Consider the following 19,962-nt stretch of genomic DNA (forward strand, 5'->3'; position numbering starts at 1 on the left):
CGTCACGGGCGTGGAATCGCCCGGGAACGGCCGTGACGGCAAATCTGTGGATGGATCGTGCGGCTGTGGATAACCGTCCGTTCAGCGGCGCGCGACGACGACCCCGAGCGCACCCGGACCGACATGGGCTCCGAGCACTCCGTCGATCTCGCAGGTGAGGAGTTCCGCCGCGTCGGGTATCCGTTCGGCGAGTTGCTCCGCGAGCAGGCGTGCGCGCTCGGGCGCCCCACGATGGTGTACCGCGAGGAGCGGAGCCGGGCCGGCTTCGGCGACGATGCCGTCGACGATCTTCGTTATCGCTTTGGTCATGGTCCGTGTCTTCTCGCGCAGCACCAGTTTTCCGTCGACGAGATGGAGGACCGGTTTCATCGCGAGGGCCGTGCCGAGCAGGGCGGTGGCCGTGCCGATTCGGCCGCCGCGGCGCAGATGGTCGAGTCGGTCGACGACGAGCAGCGTGCGTCCGGAGGCCGCGACCTCGACGGCTCGCGAGTACACGTCGTCGAGTTCGGCCCCCGTTTCGGCCGCTCGCGCCGCTTCGAGTGCGGCGAATCCCAAGCCCATCGCAGTGTTCTGGGAATCGATCAGGCGTACCTGATCGCCCAACGAGTCGGCGGCGTGTTTCGCGGCATCCCAGGTACCCGACAGCAACCGGGACAGGTGCACCGCGACCACGCCGTCACCGTCGCTGTCGTCGAGGGCACGGGTGTAGACCTCGACGAGTTCGGCCGGCGACGGTCCGGACGTGGTGACCCCCGACAGATCCTCGGGAAGCTCGTCGACGCCCTCGCGAAGGTCTCGTCCGTCGGCGATCACGTGCAGGGGAACGATCCGGATGTCGTATTGCTCCGCCATCCTCGGATCGAGACAGCACGACGAATCGGTGACCACCACTACTGACACGGCACCTACCGTATGCCGTCCGCGGCGGGTTGCGCATCCGGACGGGCCATCCGCACCGCGGTGATCATCGCGTCCGCGACCCTGCGGTGGCCTTCCCAACCCCAGTGGATGCCGTCGGGGTTCGCGTCGTCCGAGAAGATGTTCTCCCGTACAGCTTCACCCAGATCGACAAGGGGAACGGACTTTTCGTCGGCCCACTGTGAGATCGCCCGGGTAGCGGGGCGACGCCCGCGGTGCACGGACCTGTACTGCTCACTGTCGTGCACGGAGGGCAAGGTCCCGATCACCGGCAGGTCTGGTCGCATGTACGCGAGCGAGTCCCGGATGGTCTCGAGGTATTCGACGCTCACACCGGGAGGAAGGGCCACCGGCCATCCGAGCGGCGACAACCGCGGCTGCGCCCAGCCGTACGCGGTGCGCACGACCCGTCGCAGCGAGGCAGGTCGGAGATACCGCATGCTTTCCCGCAGGGCCGTTGGCAGCGGCGACGGCAGCGTGTCCATCCCGCCGACGGCGAGCACGACCGCACCGGCGCGTGGGATCGCTGCCCACACGCGAGGATCCTGCGTCATCGCCCACCACGCGTCGCGGGTCGTCCAGCCGATACGGGCGATGAGCTCGACATCCCAGCCGAGCGCCTCCGCCGTGATGTTCGGCCAGATCCGCGGATCATCCGCGGGCAGGCCGCCTTTCGGTCCGTAATAGCTGAGGGAGTCGCCGATCACCAGCAGTGTGGGTCGCGGCGAGGCCACTCCGGCTTCAGAGGACGTCATCGGGCGACACCGTTGCCGACGCGTTCCACACATCCAGCCGCCAGGACGGCACATCACCGTAGCCGCTGAGCTGCACCCAGCCGGTGTTCCCGAGCCCCCCGAGGACCGGCCATCGATCGACCGGGAGATCGAGCATCGACGCGGTCAATGCAGCGATCAGCCCTCCGTGGGCGACGAGCACGATCGGCCGGTCGTTCCACTGCTCGTGCTTGGCGAGCAACTCGTCGACGACGGGCCTGCTACGCGCTGCAACGTCGACGCGGCTCTCGCCGTCCGGCGGCGCCCAGGTCGCGTTGCCACGCCACTGTGCCCGCGCACCCGGTCGGCTCACATCGACGTCGGTGTGGGTCAAGCCTTGCCACTGCCCCAGGTGGGTCTCACGCAGCCGCGGATCGATCTCGACGGGCAGACCCGCCCGGTCCCCGATCGCCATCGCGGTGTCGTACGCACGACGCAGATCCGACGACACGATCGCGATCGGATCGAAGTCCGCGACCGTATGGGACACGGCCAGCGCTTGGCGACGACCGAGTTCCGACAGGTCGGTGTCGAGCTGGCCCTGCATCCGGCTCGTCGCGTTGTACTCGGTCTGTCCGTGGCGCAGCAGGATCAGCCGCCGCACCCGCACCGGCGCACTCACTCACCCTCCGCATTGTCCGTGGCCGAACGCGGTCCGGCGACGCCGTCGACCGGCACCGTCGGGCAGTCCTTCCACAGACGTTCGAGGGCGTAGAAATTCCGCTCCTCCTCGTGCTGGACGTGCACGACGACGTCGATGTAGTCGAGCAGGGTCCATCGGCCCTCACGAGTGCCCTCCCGACGGACGGGCTTGTGGCCGGCGTCGCGCAGCTTCTCTTCGATGTTGTCGACAATCGCGTTGACCTGGCGCTCGTTGGGCGCCGAGGCGATAACGAAGCAGTCGGTGATCACCAGCTGCTCCGACACGTCGAGCACCACGACGTCGGTCGCGAGCTTCTCGTCTGCGGCGAGGGCCGCGATGCGGGCCATCTCGAGGGCTTCTGCCGTTGCGCTCACTGGGTGCTCTTTCTCTCGGTGTTCAAAAGGTTCGATGATGGTGCGTCCACGTAGAGGTGACGCTTACTGATGTACTGCACCACACCGTCCGGAACGAGGTACCAGACCGGACGATGATTGTGGACTCGAGTGCGGCAGTCCGTCGAGGAGATCGCCAGCGCCGGGATCTCGACGAGGCTCACCGCCTCGGGGGGAAGCCCTTCGAGGTGCGGTGCCAGGTGCTCGACGCTGAGGTCGTAGCCGGGGCGGGACACCCCGACGAAACGTGCGAGATCGAACAACGTCGGCCAGTCCTGCCACGACAGGATCGATGCGAGCGCATCGGCGCCCGTGATGAAGTACAGCTCCGCTTCCGGATACTTCTTCCGCAGGTCGCGGAGGGTATCGACGGTGTAGGTCGCGGTGCCGCGGTCGATATCGACGCGACTGACGGTGAACTGGGGATTGGACGCTGTCGCGACCACGGTCATGAGGTACCGGTCTTCCGCGGCGCTGACCTGACGTCCGGTTTTCTGCCAGGGCTGCCCGGTCGGTACGAAGATCACCTCGTCGAGGCCGAACCTGTCGGCGACCTCGCTGGCGGCCACGAGGTGCCCGTTGTGGATAGGGTCGAAGGTACCGCCCATGACGCCCAGGCGCCGCGGGGACACCGGGTATCGGTCGGATGGCTGAGGCACGGTTGTCCAGCTTACGTGGTCAGACCGGCAGCAGAGCGGCCACCACCTCGGCCAACTGTTTCGCCGAGCGACATTCGTGCATAGTGATGACCTCGCCGTACACTCGCGCCGCCGAATCTCCGGAGCCCCATTGCCCCCGCGGCTCGGGGTTGAGCCAGTGCGCGTGCCGCGCCACCTGGACCATGTGACCGAGGGCGTCGAGGTTGGGGTTGCGATAGTTGTTCCGCCCATCGCCGAGAATCAGCAGGGAACTGCGGCTGGTGAGGCTGTGGGCGTGTTTCTCGTTGAAGGTGGCGAAGGCATTGCCGTAGTCGGAGTGGCCGTCGTACGTGATCAGCTCCGCTTCGCGCAGCATCTGCGACATCGCTGTCCCGAGGTCGATGCCTGCCGTGAAGTGATGGGTCACCTCGTCGGTGGTGTCGATGAACGCGAACACCCGGACGCGGGAGAACTGCTCGCGAAGCGCGTGCACGAGCAGCAATGTGAAGTGAGAGAACCCCGAGACCGAACCCGAGACGTCGCACAGCACGACGAGTTCCGGCCGGGCCGGGCGCGGCTTGCGGTTGATGAGATCGATGGGCACCCCACCCGTCGACATCGACTTACGCAGCGTCCGCCGCAGGTCGATGGCACCGGCTCGGCTCCGGCGCCGGCGTGCCGCGAGCCGGCTTGCGAGGAGCCGCGCGAGCGGCATGACCTGACGACGCAACGCTACGAGCTCCGTGTCGGAAGCACGCAGGAAGTCCACCTCTTCCGCGAGTTTCGGAACCCCGTACTTCTCCACCCGCTCGCGACCGAGTTGTTCGGCGGTGCGCCTGCGGGTCTCGCGTTCGATCATCGCCCGGAAATCAGCGATCCGTCGTGCCGCGGTCTGCCTCGCGACCTCGGTCTCGTAATCACCGGAGTCGCGCTCGTCGCGCGAAGCATTGCCGAGGAGCCCCTCGAGAATCCGGGTGAGCAAGGTTTCCGGAGAGACGTCGCGCAGCGTCTGGTATGCCGAGAAGGACGGTCCGTTCGACGACTTGTACTGCCCGAGCTCTTCGACCAGTTGTGCGGTGAGCATCTCGGTCGTGGCGAGTGCCTCCGCAGAATCGTCGGCGAGGAGCTCCGCGATCAGGTCGCGCACGGCCTCGAGATCGATTTCGCCGGACGGCGTGCGCGGCAATGTGAACTCGGCGCCGTCTGCACCGCGTCGCCCGATCGCCGCCGGGAACCACAGATCGAACAGCGCATCGAAGGTCGGCCGGTGGGTGGACCGGCGCAGCAACGTGCACGCCAGACCCTCGCGCAGCATCTCTCGGTCGAGCAGGTCGATCACCGTCATGACCTGGCCCGCGTCGACGGTTTCGGACGGACCCACCGCGATGCCGCGCCGCCGCAGCGATTCGACGAATCCGACGAGATGACCGGGAATTCCGTGCGGCGCCTTCAGCGTTCCGCCCGAACCGGATGTCGGTGCCCCTGCCATGTCAGTTCAACCGGAGCTCGGCTGCCGCACGATCCTGATCGGACCGATGCTTGAGGACGACACCGAGGGTGGTGCGTACGGCCGCATCGTCGAGGGTGTCCATACCCAGCGCTAGGAGCGTCCGGCCCCAATCGATGGTCTCGGCGACCGAGGGCACCTTCTTGAGCTGCATACCGCGCAGCACGTGGACGGTACGGACGAGTTGTTCGGCAACCGCTTCGGACAGCTCGGGGACCCGGCTTGCGAGAATGCGTCGTTCGAGGTCGGCGTCCGGGAAATCCAGGTGAAGGAACAGGCACCGGCGCTTGAGAGCCTCGGACAATTCACGGGTCGCGTTCGAGGTCAGGACCACAAACGGCTTGCGGGAGGCCCGGATGGTGCCGAGTTCGGGAACTGTCACCGCGAAGTCACTGAGCACCTCGAGGAGCAGCCCCTCGATCTCGACGTCGGCCTTGTCGACCTCGTCGATCAGCAGAACGGTCGGGTCGTCGCGCCGGATGGCGGTGAGCAGCGGACGCGACAGCAGGAACTCTTCGGAGAACACGTCCTCCTTGGTCGAATCCCACGATTCGCCTGCCGCGGCGTTCGCTCCGGCCGACTGGATGCGCAGGATCTGCTTCGCGTGGTTCCACTCGTAGAGCGCGCGGGATTCGTCGACGCCCTCGTAGCACTGCAGCCGGACCAGTTCGGCACCGGAGGTCTGTGCGACTGCGCGCGCCAGCTCGGTCTTGCCGACACCGGCGGGGCCTTCGATGAGGAGCGGCTTGTCGAGCCGGTCGGCGAGGAACACCGACGTGGCGGTCGCCTTGTCGGCGAGGTATCCCGTCTCGGCGAGCCGGTCGATCACATCCTGGACGTCCGCGAAGATCGGCGGAGTGGTCGGCAGCGCACGATCCACGCTGTGTCCTTTCGTCGTGCTGATCAGGCGGGGCGTCAGGCGGGGCGCGTGTGGCCGTCGCCCCACACCACCCACTTGGTGGAGGTCAGTTCGGGCAGGCCCATCGGGCCACGGGCGTGCAGCTTCTGGGTGGAGATTCCGATCTCCGCACCGAACCCGAACTGCTCACCATCGGTGAATGCGGTGGAGGCATTGACCATGACTGCCGCCGCATCGACCCGCGCGGTGAACTCACGAGCCGCGGCGAGGTCGGCGGTGACGATGGCCTCGGTGTGGCCGGTGCCGTACCGGTCGATGTGATCCACCGCGGCATCGAGACCGTCGACAACCGCGAGCGCCACATCGAGGGTGAGATACTCCTCGGCCCAGTCGTTCTCCGTTGCGGGGACGAGTCCGGGCAGGTCGCCGTGGACCGTGACACTGTGCGACTGCAGGACCTGCAGCAACTTCGGGACGGCGGTGTCGGCGATGGCCTTGTCGACGAGGATCGTCTCGGCGGTGTTGCACACGCTGGGGCGGCGGGTCTTGGCGTTGACGACGATCTTCTCCGCCATCACCAGATCGGCGGCGGAGTGGATGTAGACGTGGCAGTTGCCCACGCCGGTTTCGATGGTGGGGACCGTTGCGTCGCGGACCACGGCTGAGATCAGGCCGGCGCCGCCGCGCGGAATCACCACGTCGACGAGTCCTCGTGCCTGGATCAAGTGCGTCACCGACGACCGATCGGCGCTCGGCAACAATTGCACGGCATCTTCGGGCAGTCCCTGAGCGGTGAGCGAACCTCGCAGCGCCTCGACGAGCGCCGTGTTCGAGTGGACCGCGGACGACGAGCCGCGCAGCAAAGCTGCATTTCCGGACTTGAGGGCGAGTCCGAACGCGTCGACGGTGACGTTCGGGCGTGCCTCGTAGACCATGCCGACCACGCCGAGTGGCACGCGGAGCTGGCGGAGTTCGAGTCCGTTCGGCAGAGCGCTTCCGCGCACGACTTCACCGACCGGGTCGGGCAGTCCGGCGACCTGACGCAGGCCTGATGCGATGCCCTCGATGCGGGCCTCGGTCAGACGCAGCCGGTCGAGGAGCGATTCCTCCGTGCCGCCCGCACGCGCGGCGTCGATATCGGCGGTGTTGGCCGCGAGCACCGCGTCCGACGCGGCGAGAATCGCATCGGCGGCCGCGTGCAATGCGGCATCCTTCTGCGCGGTCGTGAGGAGGGCGAGACGCCGGGAGGCGACACGGGCGCCGCGGGCGGCAGCGCGCACCGCCTCGCGAGTGTCGATCGCCTGGGCTTCCGCGGAATCGGATGCGGTGGAGTCAGGGGTCACGGCAGTCATGGCCACAGCGTAGTCGCGATGGTGACCGAGCCGACAGGCAGCTCGGTGCGCGGCGAGCTCAGCGCAGCCCGGTGCCCCGCGCAAGAGCCGTGCGGATCAGGGTGGACACGAGCTCACGGTTGTCGATGCCTGCAGCCTCCCACATCCGCGGATACATCGAGATCGAGGTGAACCCGGGCATCGTGTTGATCTCGTTGATCACCGGTCCGTTCTCGGTGACGAAAAAGTCCACACGCGAGAGCCCCTGGCAGTCGAGCGCACGGAATGCGCGCACCGCCAGGTCGCGGATCTCGTCGGACACGTCGTCGTCGAGCTTGGCCGGGACATCGAATTCGCACACGTCGTCGAGGTACTTGGTGTCGAAGTCGTAGAACGCTTCGTGATTGCCCGAGGCATCGGGCATCCGGATCTCGGCGACGACACTGGCGCGGACGTCCCCGTCCGGGAACTCGAGAACACCGCATTCGACCTCGCGGCCGACGACAGCCGATTCGACGATGACCTTCGGGTCATGCCTGCGCGCCTTTGCCACCGCGGCATCGAATGCCGGCCAATCGGTGACACGGCTGATACCGATCGACGATCCGCCGCGTGCGGGCTTGACGAACACGGGCAGACCCAGACGGTCTTTCTGCTCGCCGGTGAGCGTCGCGGTGCCGGGTCGGAGTATCACCTGGAATCCGACCGGAAGACCCTCGGCGGCGAGCAGCTTCTTGGTGAACTCCTTGTCCATGCCGGCGGCGCTGGCGAGCACCCCCGGGCCCACGTACGGGATTCCAGCGAGTTCGAGCAGCCCCTGGATCGTGCCGTCCTCGCCGTTGGCGCCGTGCAGCACGGGGAACACGACGTCGACCGAGGAGAGGACCTCGCCGAATTCACCCTCGCCGAGGGCGACGAGGTCGCCGCTGCGGGTCGGATCGGCGGTGAGCACCAACGAGGACCCGGTCGAGTCGACCACCGGCAGTTCACGCCCGGCCATGACGAGCTGTTCGGGGTCGGTGTGTGCGAGTACCCAGGATCCGTCGACGGTGATCCCGATCGGGACGGCTTCGTAGAGGTCGGGATCCAGATTGCGTAGGACGCTTCCTGCCGATACGCAGGAGACGGAATGTTCGTTGCTGCGGCCGCCGAACACGACAGCCACCCGGATGCGGGGGTTACTCACGGGACACACCGTACCGGTAAGGGCGGTCTTCGCCCCAGCCGGTTTCCCGTCGTTCACGAGGCTCGCAGCGCCACATCAAGATCGGCGAGAAGGTCCTCGGTGTCCTCGATACCGCACGACAGGCGCACGAACCCCGGAGCGACCGCGTCGCCCCAGCGGGCGCGCCGGTCTGCCGTGGTGTGGATTCCTCCGAAGCTGGTTGCGGAGACGATCAGCTCCGACGACCGCACGAAGCGATGGACGTCGTCGGCGCCGTCGAGCCGGAAGGTGACGAGGGGGCCGAACCTGCGCATCTGCGCGGACGCGACCGGGTACGCGGGGTCGGTCGGCAGACCCGGATAACGCACGTATGCGGCCGCAGGATGTTCTGCCAGCATCCGCGCGATCGCCAGTGCATTCGCGCACTGCCGCTCGAAGCGCAGACCCGCCGTCCCCAGGCTGCGATGGGCGAGCCAGGTCTCGAACGGGCCCAGCACGGTCCCCGACAGCAGCCGCTCACGATCGAGCGGCGGGAGAAATGTGTCCTCGCGCACGGCGATGTACCCGAACAGTAGATCACTGTGTCCGCTGAGCGATTTGGTGCCACTGGCCACCACGACGTCGGCCCCGAGGTCGAGTGGTTGCTGACCGAGTGGGGTGGCCGTGGTGTTGTCGACGAGCAGGAGCGCACCGGCCGCACGACACGTCGCCGCGGTCGCCGCGAGATCCACGGTGTCGAGTCCCGGATTCGACGGAGTCTCGACGAGGACCACCGCCCCCGCGGGCGCGTCCGCAAGCACGGCGCCGAGGGTGCCGTCGCCGAACTCGCGCACCGACAGTTCGTGCACGTTCACACCGAACGGCGCGAGGCAGTCGCGCGCATACATGCGCACTTGGTAGTACCCGTCCGACGGGACCACGACCACCCCGCCGGGGCGCGCGAGCGCCCGGAGCGCGACGGTGATCGCGGACATTCCGGAGCCGACGACACGGGCCGCGGACGCACCCTCGAGGGCCGCGAGTGCCCGTTCCAGGTCACGCCACCCGGGATTCGACGCCCGCGCGTAGGTGTCCACGTCGGCGAGTTCGTCCTCACCGAGACGATACGGTGCCGCGAATACCGGACCCGGCTGCAGAGGTTCACCTGGAACACCCTCTACAGCAACAGCTTTCACGCAACGAGTCGAATCACCGGGCATCGGGATCACTCGGGCTTCACACGGCGACCGAGAAGCAGACCGATCGCATCCTGAACCGACATCCCCTCGTGGCACACGCGATGCACCGCGTCCGCGAGGGGCATCTCGACGTCGTAATTGGCGGCGAGTTCCCGCACCGAGGTGCAGGATTTGACACCTTCGGCAACCTGACCGTGCGTGGCTTCCTGTGCGCTCTCGAGTGTCCCGCCCCGACCGAGGCGCTCACCGAAGGTCCGGTTGCGCGAGAGCGGCGACGCGCATGTGGCGACAAGGTCTCCGACCCCAGCCAGGCCGGCCAAGGTCGCCGGCTTGGCCCCCAGTGCGGTTCCGAGACGGATGATCTCGGCCAGACCTCGGGTGATGATGCTCGCAACCGTGTTCTCCCCGAGACCCACACCGACCGCCATGCCGCAGGCAAGCGCGATGACGTTCTTGCACGCGCCGCCGATCTCACACCCGATCACATCCGTATTCGTATACGGACGGAAATATCCTGTGGCGCATGCCTTCTGGATCTGCATGGCGCGGGTCGACTCGGGGCACGCAATCACGGTGGCAGCGGGTTGACCCACGGCGATCTCGCGTGCGAGGTTCGGTCCGGACAGCACCGCGATCCGATTCCTGTCTGCTCCGGTGACCTGACCGACCACCTGACTCATCCGCATCAGGGTGCCGCTCTCGATCCCCTTCGCGAGACTGAGCAGCGTCACGTCGGACGCGATGTCGTCCCGCCACTGCGCGAGGTTGACCCGCAGCGTCTGGGACGGGACCGCGAGTACGACGAAATCGGCGCCGTCGAGCGCCACCCGGTGATCGGCGGTGGCCGACAAGGTCGGAGGCAACTCGATACCGGGAAGATAGTCCGGATTCTCGTGCCGGTCGTGGATGGATCGCGCCACCTCCTCCCGGCGAGCCCAGACGGTCACATCGGTACCCGCCTCGGCGAGAACCTTCGCGAACGCCGTCCCCCATGAACCCGCCCCCAGAATCGCCGCTTTGGTCACACGGTTCCCCTCATCGTCTCGTTGTGCTGTCGTCACGTCGCATCACAGTCCCCGCCGCGTGCGTCTCCACCACGGGTGCGTCCAGTATCGCCCAAGCCGGGGTGCCCGCACCGCGCGACGGGACTCCGGAATGCATCCGGCCGCGGAACTGGCAGAATCCGGGGCATGACCGCTGTGCACGTGCTCGTCCCCGTCAAGGCCTTGGGCCTGGCGAAGACGCGGCTCGCGCACGCCCTCGAACCGTCCACACGCTCCGACCTGGTGATCGCGATGCTCATCGACACCGTCAGCGCGGTCCTGGGCGTGCCCGAAACGGTTGCCACCGTCGTGACGTCGGATCCGGTCGCCACCGAGGTCGCGTTCGCGCACGGCGCCCAGGTTCTGCCCGATCCGGCACATCGTGGCGAGTCGGACCCTCTCAATACAGCGCTCGACTTGGCCGCGAGACGCATTCGCGCGCAATCGCCGGGAATCGATCTCGTCGCCCTCCAGGCGGACCTTCCGGCGCTGCGCTCGCCGGAACTCACGACCGCACTCACCGAAGCGCGGTCGTTCGGCACGGCGATCGTCGTTGATCACACCGGCGACGGAACGTCGGCGTTGTTCCAGTGCAGACCGGATCGTCCACTCGAGCCGATGTTCGGCATCGAATCCGCACGACGGCACATCCGATCCGGAGCACGGGCACTGACGGACCCCTTGGACGGCTTGCGCCTGGATGTCGACACCCTCGACGACCTCGAGGCCGCCGTCCGACTCGGCACCGGAGACGCCACGAGTCGGGTCCTCGACCGGATCGGATTCCTGCTTCCGGAACGAGCACCTGGTGTCCGCCGCTGAGTCACGGTGCCACGATGTTCCTGCAACAATGAAGTAGTGACCCACGGCCATACCACCGACTCGAACGTCGGACCCGAAGATGCAGTCCCGGCCCGCGCCGTTACCCGACCTGTGCGAGGCACCGCCACACCCGCTGCACCGCCCGCCGCGGCCGAGCATCGCGCACTCAGCACGGATGGGCTCCCCGCGGACCGTTATCTCAACCGGGAACTGAGCTGGCTCGATTTCAATGCGCGTGTGCTCGCCCTCGCAGAGGACAAGTCGATACCTCTGCTCGAGCGAGCAAAGTTCCTTGCGATCTTCGCATCCAATCTCGACGAGTTCTACATGGTGCGCGTCGCAGGCCTCAAACGCCGCGCGGAAACAGGACTGTCGGTACGATCCGCCGACGGCCTGTCACCGAGGGCACAGCTCGCACTCATCGCCTCGAGCACACAGGAACTCGCCGGCCGTCAGGCCCAGGTCTTTCTGGAGTCGGTGCTCCCGGCCCTTGCCGCCGAAGGTATCTCGATCATCCGTTGGTCCGATCTGGACGAGCACCAGAAGATACGGTTGACCCGATATTTCGCCGAGCAGATCTTTCCCGTCCTCACGCCCCTCGCCGTCGATCCCGCTCATCCGTTCCCGTACATCAGCGGGTTGAGCCTGAATCTCGCTGTCACCGTGAAGGACCTCAATTCCGCGGGAGAGCATTTCGCGCGTGTGAAGGTTCCCGACAACGTCGGCCGGTATGTCCGGGTCGACCAGGTCGACGCTTCCACCGCGATCCCGGCCTTCCTTCCCCTCGAGGAACTGATCGCGGCGCACCTCGACGTCCTGTTCCCCGGAATGGAAGTCGTCGAGCACCACGCCTTCCGGGTCACGCGTAACGCGGATTTCGACGTCGAGGAGGATCGCGACGAAGATCTGCTTCAGGCCCTCGAACGCGAACTCGCGCGTCGCCGTTTCGGGTCCCCGGTACGCCTCGAGGTGTCCGACGACATGACCGAGCACATGCTCGAATTACTGTTGCGTGAGCTGGATGTCGATCCGTCCGATGTGGTGCAGCTGCCGGGTCTGCTCGATCTGTCCAGTCTCTGGCAGGTGCATGCCGTGGACCGTCCGGATCTCAAAGACGCCCCGTTTGTGCCCGCGACGCACCCTGCATTCGGCGAACGTGAAACCCCGAAGAGCGTGTTCTCGACGCTGCGCGAAGGTGACGTGCTCGTCCATCACCCGTACGAGTCGTTCTCGACGAGCGTGCAGCGATTCATCGAGCAGGCCGCCGCCGACAGTCAGGTGCTGGCGATCAAGCAGACGCTGTATCGCACCTCCGGCGACTCCCCCATCGTCAACGCGCTCATCGCCGCCGCAGAGGCCGGCAAACAGGTCGTCGCACTCGTCGAGATCAAGGCGCGGTTCGACGAGCAGGCGAATATTCAGTGGGCACGCAAGCTCGAACAGGCGGGCGTGCACGTGGTGTACGGACTGGTGGGCCTCAAGACCCACTGCAAGACCTCACTCGTGGTCCGCCGTGAGGGTTCCACGATTCGGCGTTACTGCCACATCGGCACCGGCAACTACAATCCGAAAACTGCTCGGCTGTACGAGGATGTGGGGCTGCTCACGTGTTCGCCCGAGATCGGTGCCGACCTGACCGATCTGTTCAACACTCTCACGGGCTACTCCCGAAAGGCGCAGTACCGCAATCTCCTCGTCGCTCCCCACGGAGTACGCAAGGGCATCATCGAGCGCATCGAACGCGAGGTCGAGCATCATGCGATGGGCAAGCCCACCGGGATCCGCCTCAAGGCCAACGCGCTCGTCGACGAACAGGTCATCGACGCGTTGTACCGTGCGTCCTGTGCGGGTGTCTCCGTAGAGATCGTCGTTCGCGGTATCTGTGCACTCAAACCGGGTGTTCCGGGACTGAGCGAGAACATCACCGTGCGATCGATTCTGGGACGCTTCCTGGAACATTCCCGACTCCTCCATCTCCGCGGTAGCAACGAGTTCTGGATCGGCAGTGCCGACATGATGCATCGCAATCTCGACCGCCGCGTCGAAGTGATGGCTCAGGTGAAGGATCCCCAACTCTGCTTGCAGCTGGGCCAGATCTTCGACTCCGCGCTGGATCCCGCAACCCGATGCTGGACCTTGGAATCCGACGGTGCCTGGTCCGCGAGCCCTGCGCCGGGGTCCGCCGCACGGGATCATCAGGTCGAGCTCATGCGGATGCGCACCTCGTGAATGGAGAACAGGTGACCGAAACGTCGAGTACATCATCGCCCGAGGACATTTTCGCGGCGGGAACGGTGCTGTGGAGGCCTGGTCGGAGTGGCATCGAGATCGCCCTGGTGCACCGACCGAGATACGACGATTGGACCCTGCCGAAGGGCAAGCTCGATCCTGGGGAGACGGCGATCGTTGCGGCGCTCCGGGAGACCGAGGAGGAGACCGGTTTCCGAGCGGTGCTCGGGCGAGGCCTCGGGAGGGTGGTATATCCCGTGCCGGGTACCGGGGCGAGCGAAGCGACGGGAAAGGCCACCGCGGCGAGCGAAGCGACGGGAAAGGCCACCGCGGCGAGCGAAGCGACCGGAAAGGCCACCTCCCAACGCAAGTTGGTCGATTACTGGGCGGCGCGGTGTGAGTCCGGCGAATTCGTCGCGAACGACGAAGTGGATGTCCTCCGATGGGTTTCGCCCGACGCTGCTTTCGGCGAGTTGTCGTATTCGATGGACCACACGGTGTTGCGCCGATTCATGGAGTTGCCGGCTGATACCCGGACGGTGCTCGTGGTGCGGCATGCGAAAGCCGGTAGTCGCAAGGCCTACAAGGGTGAGGACCGGGACCGCCCACTCGATGACAAGGGAGTTGCCCAGGCCGCGGCGCTGGTGCCCCAGCTGTCTGCTTTCGGTGCCGATGCCCTTTTTTCCCCGGACCGCGCCCGGTGCGTCCAGACAATCGAACCGCTCGCCGATCTCCTCGACCTCGACATCGCGCTGGAACCTTCGCTGTCCGAAGAAGACTACACAGCCGACCCCGCGCTCGCCCACAAACGGATCGCGGACATCATCGAGAACGGGGAGGTCCCGGTCTTGTGCAGCCAGGGCGGTGTGATTCCGGATCTACTGCAGTGGTGGTCGGAACAGTGGGGATTCGATCTGCCTGAGGGGCGTACTCGCAAGGCAAGCACGTGGGTTCTGTCGTTCGACGATGGGCGACTGGTGGCGGCCGAGTACATCGACAGTCCCTTGGCTGCCGATCAAACCTGAGCACTGTCGGGCTTCGAGCACTGTCGGGTTTCGAGCACTGTCGGGTTTCGAGCACTGCCAGGATCGAGCACAGCGAAACCGATCCTTGCCTACATAAGACACACTTTCGGCGGCTACCGGAGATTCCGGTAGCCGCCGAAGTACTCGGCCCGTAGTACACGGGTCGATCAGATATCGAGCAGACCTACTTCTTGGCCGCGGTCTTGCGAGCCGTGGTCTTCTTGGCCGGAGCCTTCTTGGCCGCCGTGGTCTTCTTTGCCGCGGTGGTCTTCTTGGCCGCGGTGGCGGTGGTCTTGGCCGGAGCCTTCTTCGCCGCGGTGGTCTTCTTGGCCGCGGTGGCGGTGGTCTTGGCCGGAGCCTTCTTTGCCGCCGTGGTCTTCTTGGCCGCCGTGGTCTTTGCCGCGGTGGTCTTCTTGGCCGCGGTGGCGGTGGTCTTGGCCGGAGCCTTCTTTGCCGCCGTGGTCTTCTTGGCCGCCGTGGTCTTCGCCGCGGTGGTCTTCTTGGCCGCCGTGGTCTTTGCCGCGGTGGTCTTCTTGGCCGCGGTGGTCTTCTTGGCCGCGGTGGTCTTCTTCGCAGCAGTCTTCTTCGCAGCCTTCTTCGCGGCAGCGGACTTCTTCACTGCTGCAGCGGCACCGCGCTTGACGGCCGGGCCACTCGCGGGAAGCTTCTGCGTTCCAGCGATGACTGCCTTGAACTGAGCACCCGGGCGGAATGCCGGAACCGACGTCGGCTTGACCTTGACGGTCTCGCCAGTTCGCGGGTTTCGAGCAACACGAGCCGCGCGACGACGCTGCTCGAACACACCGAATCCGGTGATGGTGACACTGTTGCCGGCATGCACGGCGCGAACGATCGCGTCGACGATGTGCTCGACAGCCTCCGTTGCGGTGCGCCTGTCCGAACCGAGCTTCTCGGTCAGAACGTCGATCAATTCTGCCTTGTTCATTGATTTCCTCCGCATATCACGGTCCACCGTCAGACCGACTCGAGTCCACGGTAGCCCCGCAAACGGTCAAGAGTCTATGTGCCACGCCAATTCTCATGCAAATACGTGGGCGGGCCCGAGCCGAAAAGCGCTTCGGCTCGGGCCCGAATAGCCCCCCGGAGGCCTTTGTCAGGGCGCCGGAAGGGTGCGTGGTTTCCAAGAAGGCCTTGCCTTCTCGTACTCGGAAACCGCTTCTACCTGGCGCAATGTCAGCCCGATGTCGTCGAGGCCCTCGATCAGACGCCACCGCGTGTAGTCGTCAATGGTGAACGGCACCACGGTTGTTCCGGCGGTCACAGTTCGGTTCTCCAAACTCACTTCGAGTTCGAGTCCCGGCTGCTGTTCGATGAGTTTCCAGAGCAATTCGACGTCGTCCTGGCCTACCTGAGCGGCGAGCATTCCGGCTTTTCCGGCGTTGCCGCGGAAGATATCGGCGAAGCGTGACGAGATCACTACCCGGAAACCGTAATCGGACAGAGCCCAGACGGCATGCTCTCGAGAGGACCCCGTTCCGAAATCCGGGCCGGCAACGAGGACGCTGCCGCGATCGAACGGCGGGGTGTTGAGGACGAATGCCGGGTCGGTGCGCCACCCGGCGAACAGTCCGTCCTCGAATCCCGTGCGGGTAACTCGCTTCAGGTACACCGAGGGGATTATCTGATCGGTATCGACATTGGATCGGCGCAGCGGAACGCCGATGCCCTTGTGAGTGGTGAAGGCTTCCATCGAATTCTCTCCTCGTCCCGTGCTCTAGTCCAGATCCGCCGGGGCGGACAGCGTGCCGCGAACGGCAGTGGCGGCGGCCACAGGCGGGGACACGAGGTGCGTTCGCCCACCTTTGCCCTGGCGGCCTTCGAAATTGCGATTCGACGTCGATGCGGAACGCTCGCCCGGCGCAAGCTGATCGGGGTTCATGCCCAGGCACATCGAACAGCCGGCCTGACGCCACTCTGCACCTGCCGCAACGAAGATCTCGCCGAGACCTTCGGACTCGGCCTGAGCACGAACACGCATCGATCCGGGAACGACGAGCATCCGAACGCCCTCAGCGACCTTGCGGCCCTTCAGAATGTCGGCGACCGCACGCATGTCTTCGATGCGGCCGTTGGTGCACGACCCGACGAACACGGTGTCGATCTTGATCTCTCGCAAGGGCATACCGGGCTCGAGGTCCATGTAGCGCACGGCCTTCTCGGCTGCGTGACGCTCCGTCTCGTCGGCGATCTCGTCCGGCACCGGCACCGACGCGCCCAGCGGAAGACCCTGACCCGGGTTGGTTCCCCACGTGACGAAGGGCGTCAGCACACTGGCATCGATGTGCACCTCGGCGTCGAAAACTGCGTCCTCGTCGGTCTTCAGCTGCTCCCACGCGGCCACCGCGGCATCCCAGTCGGCGCCCTGCGGTGCATGCGGACGCCCCTCGAGGAACTCGTAGGTGATCTCGTCGGGTGCAATCAACCCGGCTCGTGCGCCGGCCTCGATCGACATGTTGCAGATGGTCATCCGAGATTCCATGGACAGCCCGCGAATAGCCTCGCCGCGGTACTCGAGCACGTAGCCTTGCCCGCCTCCGGTCCCGATCTGCGCGATGATCGCGAGAATCAGATCCTTGCTCGTGACTCCTGGCGGCAGTTCGCCGTCGACGTTGATCGCCATCGTCTTGAACGGCCGCAGCGACAACGTCTGGGTCGCCAGTACGTGCTCGACTTCGCTGGTGCCGATTCCCATCGCGATCGAGCCGAACGCACCGTGAGTGGCGGTGTGGCTGTCGCCGCACACCACCGTCATGCCGGGCTGGGTCAATCCGAGTTGCGGCCCGACCACGTGCACGATGCCCTGCTCGAGGTCTCCCATCGGATGCAACCGCACGCCGAATTCTTCACAGTTGCGGCGCAACGTCTCGACCTGCGTGCGCGACACCGGGTCAGCGATAGGCTTGTCGATATCGATCGTCGGGACGTTGTGGTCCTCGGTCGCTATCGTGAGATCGAGACGCCGCACTCCTCGCCCTGCCAGCCGCAGACCGTCGAACGCCTGCGGGCTGGTGACCTCGTGTACGAGATGCAGGTCGATGTAGATCAGGTCGGGCTCACGCGCCGCTCCCTCTCCCTCACCGCGCACAACCACGTGCTGGTCCCACACCTTTTCTGCCAGAGTCTTTCCAGCCATTCTCTCCACCTGTCGTACGTGCCGTACGCGAACCCGGATCTCGGGGCCGTCCGAGTCGCGTCTGGTGCCGTTTCCGCCGCGAACGGGATGCGCTATGCTTCCCAATATGCGAGACGGAGGTATCGACCTATGAGACAGCATAGCGGGATCGGGGTGCTGGACAAAGCGATGACGGTCCTCCATGCGGTGGCCGAACAACCGTGCAACCTCAACGAGTTGTGTGCGCGTACCGGGTTACCGCGCGCGACAGCACACCGCCTCGCAGTCGGACTCGAGGTCCACCGCCTGCTGATGCGCGACGGCGACGGCCAATGGCGGCCGGGCCCCGGCCTTGCCGAACTGTCCGCAGGCGCAGGCGATGCGCTCGTCGAGGCAGCCTCTCTCGTCCTCCCCCGGCTGCGCGAGATCACCGGGGAGAGCGTGCAGCTGTACCGCCGGGACGGCACCCAACGCGTCTGCATCGCCGCTCTCGAACCTCCGACCGGCCTGCGCGACAGCGTACTCGTCGGCGCACGCCTGCCCATGACCGCCGGATCCGGAGCCAAAGTTCTGCTCGCGTGGGCCGATACGGCCACTCAGCGCACCCTCCTCCCTGACGCCGCATTCGGGGAGCGCGTGCTCTCCGAGGTCCGCCGACGCGGCTGGGCGCAGAGCGCAGCCGAACGCGAACCCGGCGTCGCCTCCGTGGCCGCGCCCGTGCGCGACGGCAATGGCGCGGTGGTGGCAGCGATCTCGGTCTCCGGCCCCATCGACCGTATGGGCCGCCGACCGGGCTCCCGCTGGGCCGCCGACCTGCTCGCCGCCGCCGAGGCATTGCACAAACGTTTGTAGTCCGCCGAAATTCGTTTGCGTTCTGCACATCCATACCGTTCCATCAGCGCCATGTATCCCCCTGGGCTCGAAGGCCGCGTGGCTGTCGTGACCGGCGTGAGCCGTCACCGCGGTATCGGTTGTGCGATCGCCCGTAAGCTCGTGGCGGCAGGCGCGCACGTCTTCCTCACCCATTTCCGCGATCACGATCTCGACCAGCCGTGGGGAGCAGACGATCTCGACGCGGTGGTGTCCGAGATCCGGGCGAGCGCAGCACCGGGCGTCCGCATCCACCACACCGCCGCCGATCTTTCCGATCCCGGCGTCATCGAACCGCTTCTCGACAGGGCCACCGACGCGTTCGGACACGTGGACATCCTGGTGTGCAACCACGCCCACAGCGGCAGCGACGGCGCACTGCTCGAACTCGACACCACAACGTTGGACGTCCACTGGCAGGTGGACGCACGGTCGGTCCTACTTCTCACTGCCGCATTCGCACGTCGCCACGACGGGCGAACGGGCGGTCGCGTCGTGTGGCTCACATCCGGACAGCAGCTCGGACCGATGCGTCGCGAAGTCGCCTACGCGACGGCCAAAGCGGCTCTCGCCGGGGCACTACCGACCGTCGCCGACGAATTGCTCGACCGGAAGATTCTGCTCAATGCTGTCAATCCGGGTCCGGTGAACACGGGATATCTGTCCCCCGACACGCGCGACTGTGACGAAGAGACACTCCGGGCAGTGCTGGAGGCGTTTCCTCAGAAACGATTCGGCGAACCCGACGACCCTGCGAGACTGATCGCGTGGCTCGTCTCGGACGAGGGCAGATGGGTCGTGGGTCAGGTCATCGATTCGGAGGGCGGCTTCCGACGGTCGCGTTGGTGACCTGTTGCGAGGTGTGTCACAGTTCTGCCCATGGGAACGAACCGCCGAGCAGAAATCGCAATGACCGAGCCAGAAGTCAGCGACTTCCTCCACCACAGCCGCGTGGCCACACTCGCCTCGCTGGGACCGCAGGGTACACCGCATCTGGTGGCCATGTGGTACGCCGTGCTCGGCGGCGAGATCTGGTTCGAGACGAAGGCGAAGTCGCAGAAGGTCGTGAATCTCCGTCGCGACGATCGCATCACCGCACTTGTCGAAGCCGGCGACACCTACGATCAATTGCGCGGCGTCTCGCTCGAAGGTCGCGCCCAGATCGTCGAAGATCATGACGTGCTGTTCGACGTCTGCCGAGACGTCTGGGAGCGCTACACCGGCCCGTACACGGACGAGATGCGCCCCGCCGTGGAACAGATGATGCACAAGAGGGTGGCGGTACGCGTGATGCCACAACGCGTTCGGTCCTGGGACCATCGCAAGCTCGGCATACCCGCCATCGCGCTCGGTGGCACGACCGCCGCGCATCTACCGCGCGCCGATCGTTGACGTCGAAATTCACGCGACAGGCCGGCACCCGTCGCGCTACATTC

The 19,962-nt window shown here is 66.1% G+C and carries 20 protein-coding genes; 6 read left to right on the top strand and 14 right to left on the bottom strand.

What is annotated here, in order from left to right; all coding sequences use genetic code 11:
- Positions 1-81: 81 nt before the first annotated feature.
- The 11 genes from ACFWCF_RS10315 to ACFWCF_RS10365 all read right to left on the bottom strand — a co-directional run bounded on the left by ACFWCF_RS10315 (position 82) and on the right by ACFWCF_RS10365 (position 10,429).
- Positions 82-900: a DegV family protein gene (locus ACFWCF_RS10315; RefSeq protein ID WP_378560541.1), complete on the bottom strand. Its 819-nt coding sequence runs from the start codon at positions 898-900 to the stop codon at positions 82-84.
- 5 nt (positions 901-905) lie between these two features.
- A complete protein-coding gene (gene octT, locus ACFWCF_RS10320; RefSeq protein ID WP_378560544.1) occupies positions 906-1,673 on the bottom strand; it encodes a diglucosylglycerate octanoyltransferase in 768 nt (255 codons plus the stop codon).
- Positions 1,660-2,238 carry a histidine phosphatase family protein gene (locus ACFWCF_RS10325; protein WP_378489863.1) on the bottom strand — a complete coding sequence of 193 codons (579 nt, stop codon included), beginning with the start codon at positions 2,236-2,238 and terminating at the stop codon, positions 1,660-1,662. Before ACFWCF_RS10325 ends, octT begins: the two co-directional genes overlap by 14 nt.
- Before the next feature lie 71 nt (positions 2,239-2,309).
- Positions 2,310-2,708 carry a ribosome silencing factor gene (gene rsfS, locus ACFWCF_RS10330; protein WP_378560547.1) on the bottom strand — a complete coding sequence of 133 codons (399 nt, stop codon included), beginning with the start codon at positions 2,706-2,708 and terminating at the stop codon, positions 2,310-2,312.
- Positions 2,705-3,385, bottom strand: coding sequence for a nicotinate-nucleotide adenylyltransferase (gene nadD / locus ACFWCF_RS10335; protein WP_378560550.1), 681 nt, complete (start codon positions 3,383-3,385; stop codon positions 2,705-2,707). The genes rsfS and nadD overlap by 4 nt, the downstream gene beginning before the upstream one ends.
- Before the next feature lie 19 nt (positions 3,386-3,404).
- Positions 3,405-4,853, bottom strand: coding sequence for a VWA domain-containing protein (locus tag ACFWCF_RS10340; protein ID WP_378560553.1), 1,449 nt, complete (start codon positions 4,851-4,853; stop codon positions 3,405-3,407).
- A gap of 1 nt (position 4,854) precedes the next feature.
- Positions 4,855-5,751: an AAA family ATPase gene (locus ACFWCF_RS10345; protein ID WP_378560556.1), complete on the bottom strand. Its 897-nt coding sequence runs from the start codon at positions 5,749-5,751 to the stop codon at positions 4,855-4,857.
- A gap of 35 nt (positions 5,752-5,786) precedes the next feature.
- On the bottom strand, positions 5,787-7,082 hold the full coding sequence (locus ACFWCF_RS10350; protein ID WP_378560559.1) for a glutamate-5-semialdehyde dehydrogenase: 1,296 nt from the start codon (positions 7,080-7,082) through the stop codon (positions 5,787-5,789).
- A gap of 58 nt (positions 7,083-7,140) precedes the next feature.
- Positions 7,141-8,247, bottom strand: coding sequence for a D-alanine--D-alanine ligase family protein (locus tag ACFWCF_RS10355; protein ID WP_378560562.1), 1,107 nt, complete (start codon positions 8,245-8,247; stop codon positions 7,141-7,143).
- 53 nt (positions 8,248-8,300) lie between these two features.
- Complete coding sequence (locus ACFWCF_RS10360; protein WP_378560565.1) at positions 8,301-9,425, bottom strand: cystathionine gamma-lyase; 1,125 nt, start codon at positions 9,423-9,425, stop codon at positions 8,301-8,303.
- 5 nt (positions 9,426-9,430) lie between these two features.
- Positions 9,431-10,429, bottom strand: coding sequence for an NAD(P)H-dependent glycerol-3-phosphate dehydrogenase (locus ACFWCF_RS10365; protein ID WP_378560568.1), 999 nt, complete (start codon positions 10,427-10,429; stop codon positions 9,431-9,433).
- 165 nt (positions 10,430-10,594) lie between these two features.
- On the opposite strand from ACFWCF_RS10365, the gene cofC reads away from it, so the two are divergent.
- From cofC to ACFWCF_RS10380, 3 genes are read left to right on the top strand one after another with little or no spacing between them, the layout of a single operon-like run.
- Complete coding sequence (gene cofC, locus ACFWCF_RS10370; RefSeq protein ID WP_378560571.1) at positions 10,595-11,269, top strand: 2-phospho-L-lactate guanylyltransferase; 675 nt, start codon at positions 10,595-10,597, stop codon at positions 11,267-11,269.
- Between the two features lie 36 nt (positions 11,270-11,305).
- Positions 11,306-13,498: an RNA degradosome polyphosphate kinase gene (locus ACFWCF_RS10375; protein ID WP_378560574.1), complete on the top strand. Its 2,193-nt coding sequence runs from the start codon at positions 11,306-11,308 to the stop codon at positions 13,496-13,498.
- A gap of 11 nt (positions 13,499-13,509) precedes the next feature.
- Positions 13,510-14,523, top strand: coding sequence for an NUDIX domain-containing protein (locus tag ACFWCF_RS10380; protein WP_378560577.1), 1,014 nt, complete (start codon positions 13,510-13,512; stop codon positions 14,521-14,523).
- Between the two features lie 184 nt (positions 14,524-14,707).
- Here the strand turns inward: ACFWCF_RS10380 and ACFWCF_RS10385 are convergent, their stop codons facing one another.
- The 3 genes from ACFWCF_RS10385 to leuC form a co-directional block, all read right to left on the bottom strand.
- Entirely contained in the window at positions 14,708-15,469 is a 762-nt protein-coding gene (locus ACFWCF_RS10385) for an HU family DNA-binding protein (RefSeq protein ID WP_378560580.1), read from the bottom strand.
- 168 nt (positions 15,470-15,637) lie between these two features.
- Positions 15,638-16,234 (bottom strand): 3-isopropylmalate dehydratase small subunit, encoded by a 597-nt coding sequence (gene leuD / locus ACFWCF_RS10390; RefSeq protein WP_378489748.1) that lies wholly within the window; start codon positions 16,232-16,234, stop codon positions 15,638-15,640.
- A gap of 24 nt (positions 16,235-16,258) precedes the next feature.
- Positions 16,259-17,677, bottom strand: a complete 1,419-nt coding sequence (leuC, locus tag ACFWCF_RS10395) for a 3-isopropylmalate dehydratase large subunit (protein WP_378560583.1) — start codon at positions 17,675-17,677, stop codon at positions 16,259-16,261.
- Positions 17,678-17,806: 129 nt separating this feature from the next.
- Between leuC and ACFWCF_RS10400 the strand changes: the two genes are divergently transcribed.
- The 3 genes from ACFWCF_RS10400 to ACFWCF_RS10410 are packed head-to-tail and all read left to right on the top strand — an operon-like array spanning position 17,807 to position 19,918.
- Positions 17,807-18,508: an IclR family transcriptional regulator gene (locus ACFWCF_RS10400; RefSeq protein ID WP_378560586.1), complete on the top strand. Its 702-nt coding sequence runs from the start codon at positions 17,807-17,809 to the stop codon at positions 18,506-18,508.
- A gap of 51 nt (positions 18,509-18,559) precedes the next feature.
- Positions 18,560-19,375 (top strand): SDR family oxidoreductase, encoded by an 816-nt coding sequence (locus ACFWCF_RS10405; RefSeq protein WP_378560589.1) that lies wholly within the window; start codon positions 18,560-18,562, stop codon positions 19,373-19,375.
- A 30-nt stretch (positions 19,376-19,405) separates the two neighbouring features.
- The gene (locus ACFWCF_RS10410; RefSeq protein WP_378560592.1) at positions 19,406-19,918 is read left to right on the top strand and encodes a pyridoxamine 5'-phosphate oxidase family protein; all 513 of its coding nucleotides are present in this window, start codon (positions 19,406-19,408) and stop codon (positions 19,916-19,918) included.
- Positions 19,919-19,962: the final 44 nt, after the last annotated feature.

Origin of the sequence: Rhodococcus sp. NPDC060090 (assembly GCF_042729855.1) — a bacterium.
Lineage (GTDB): Bacteria > Actinomycetota > Actinomycetes > Mycobacteriales > Mycobacteriaceae > Rhodococcus.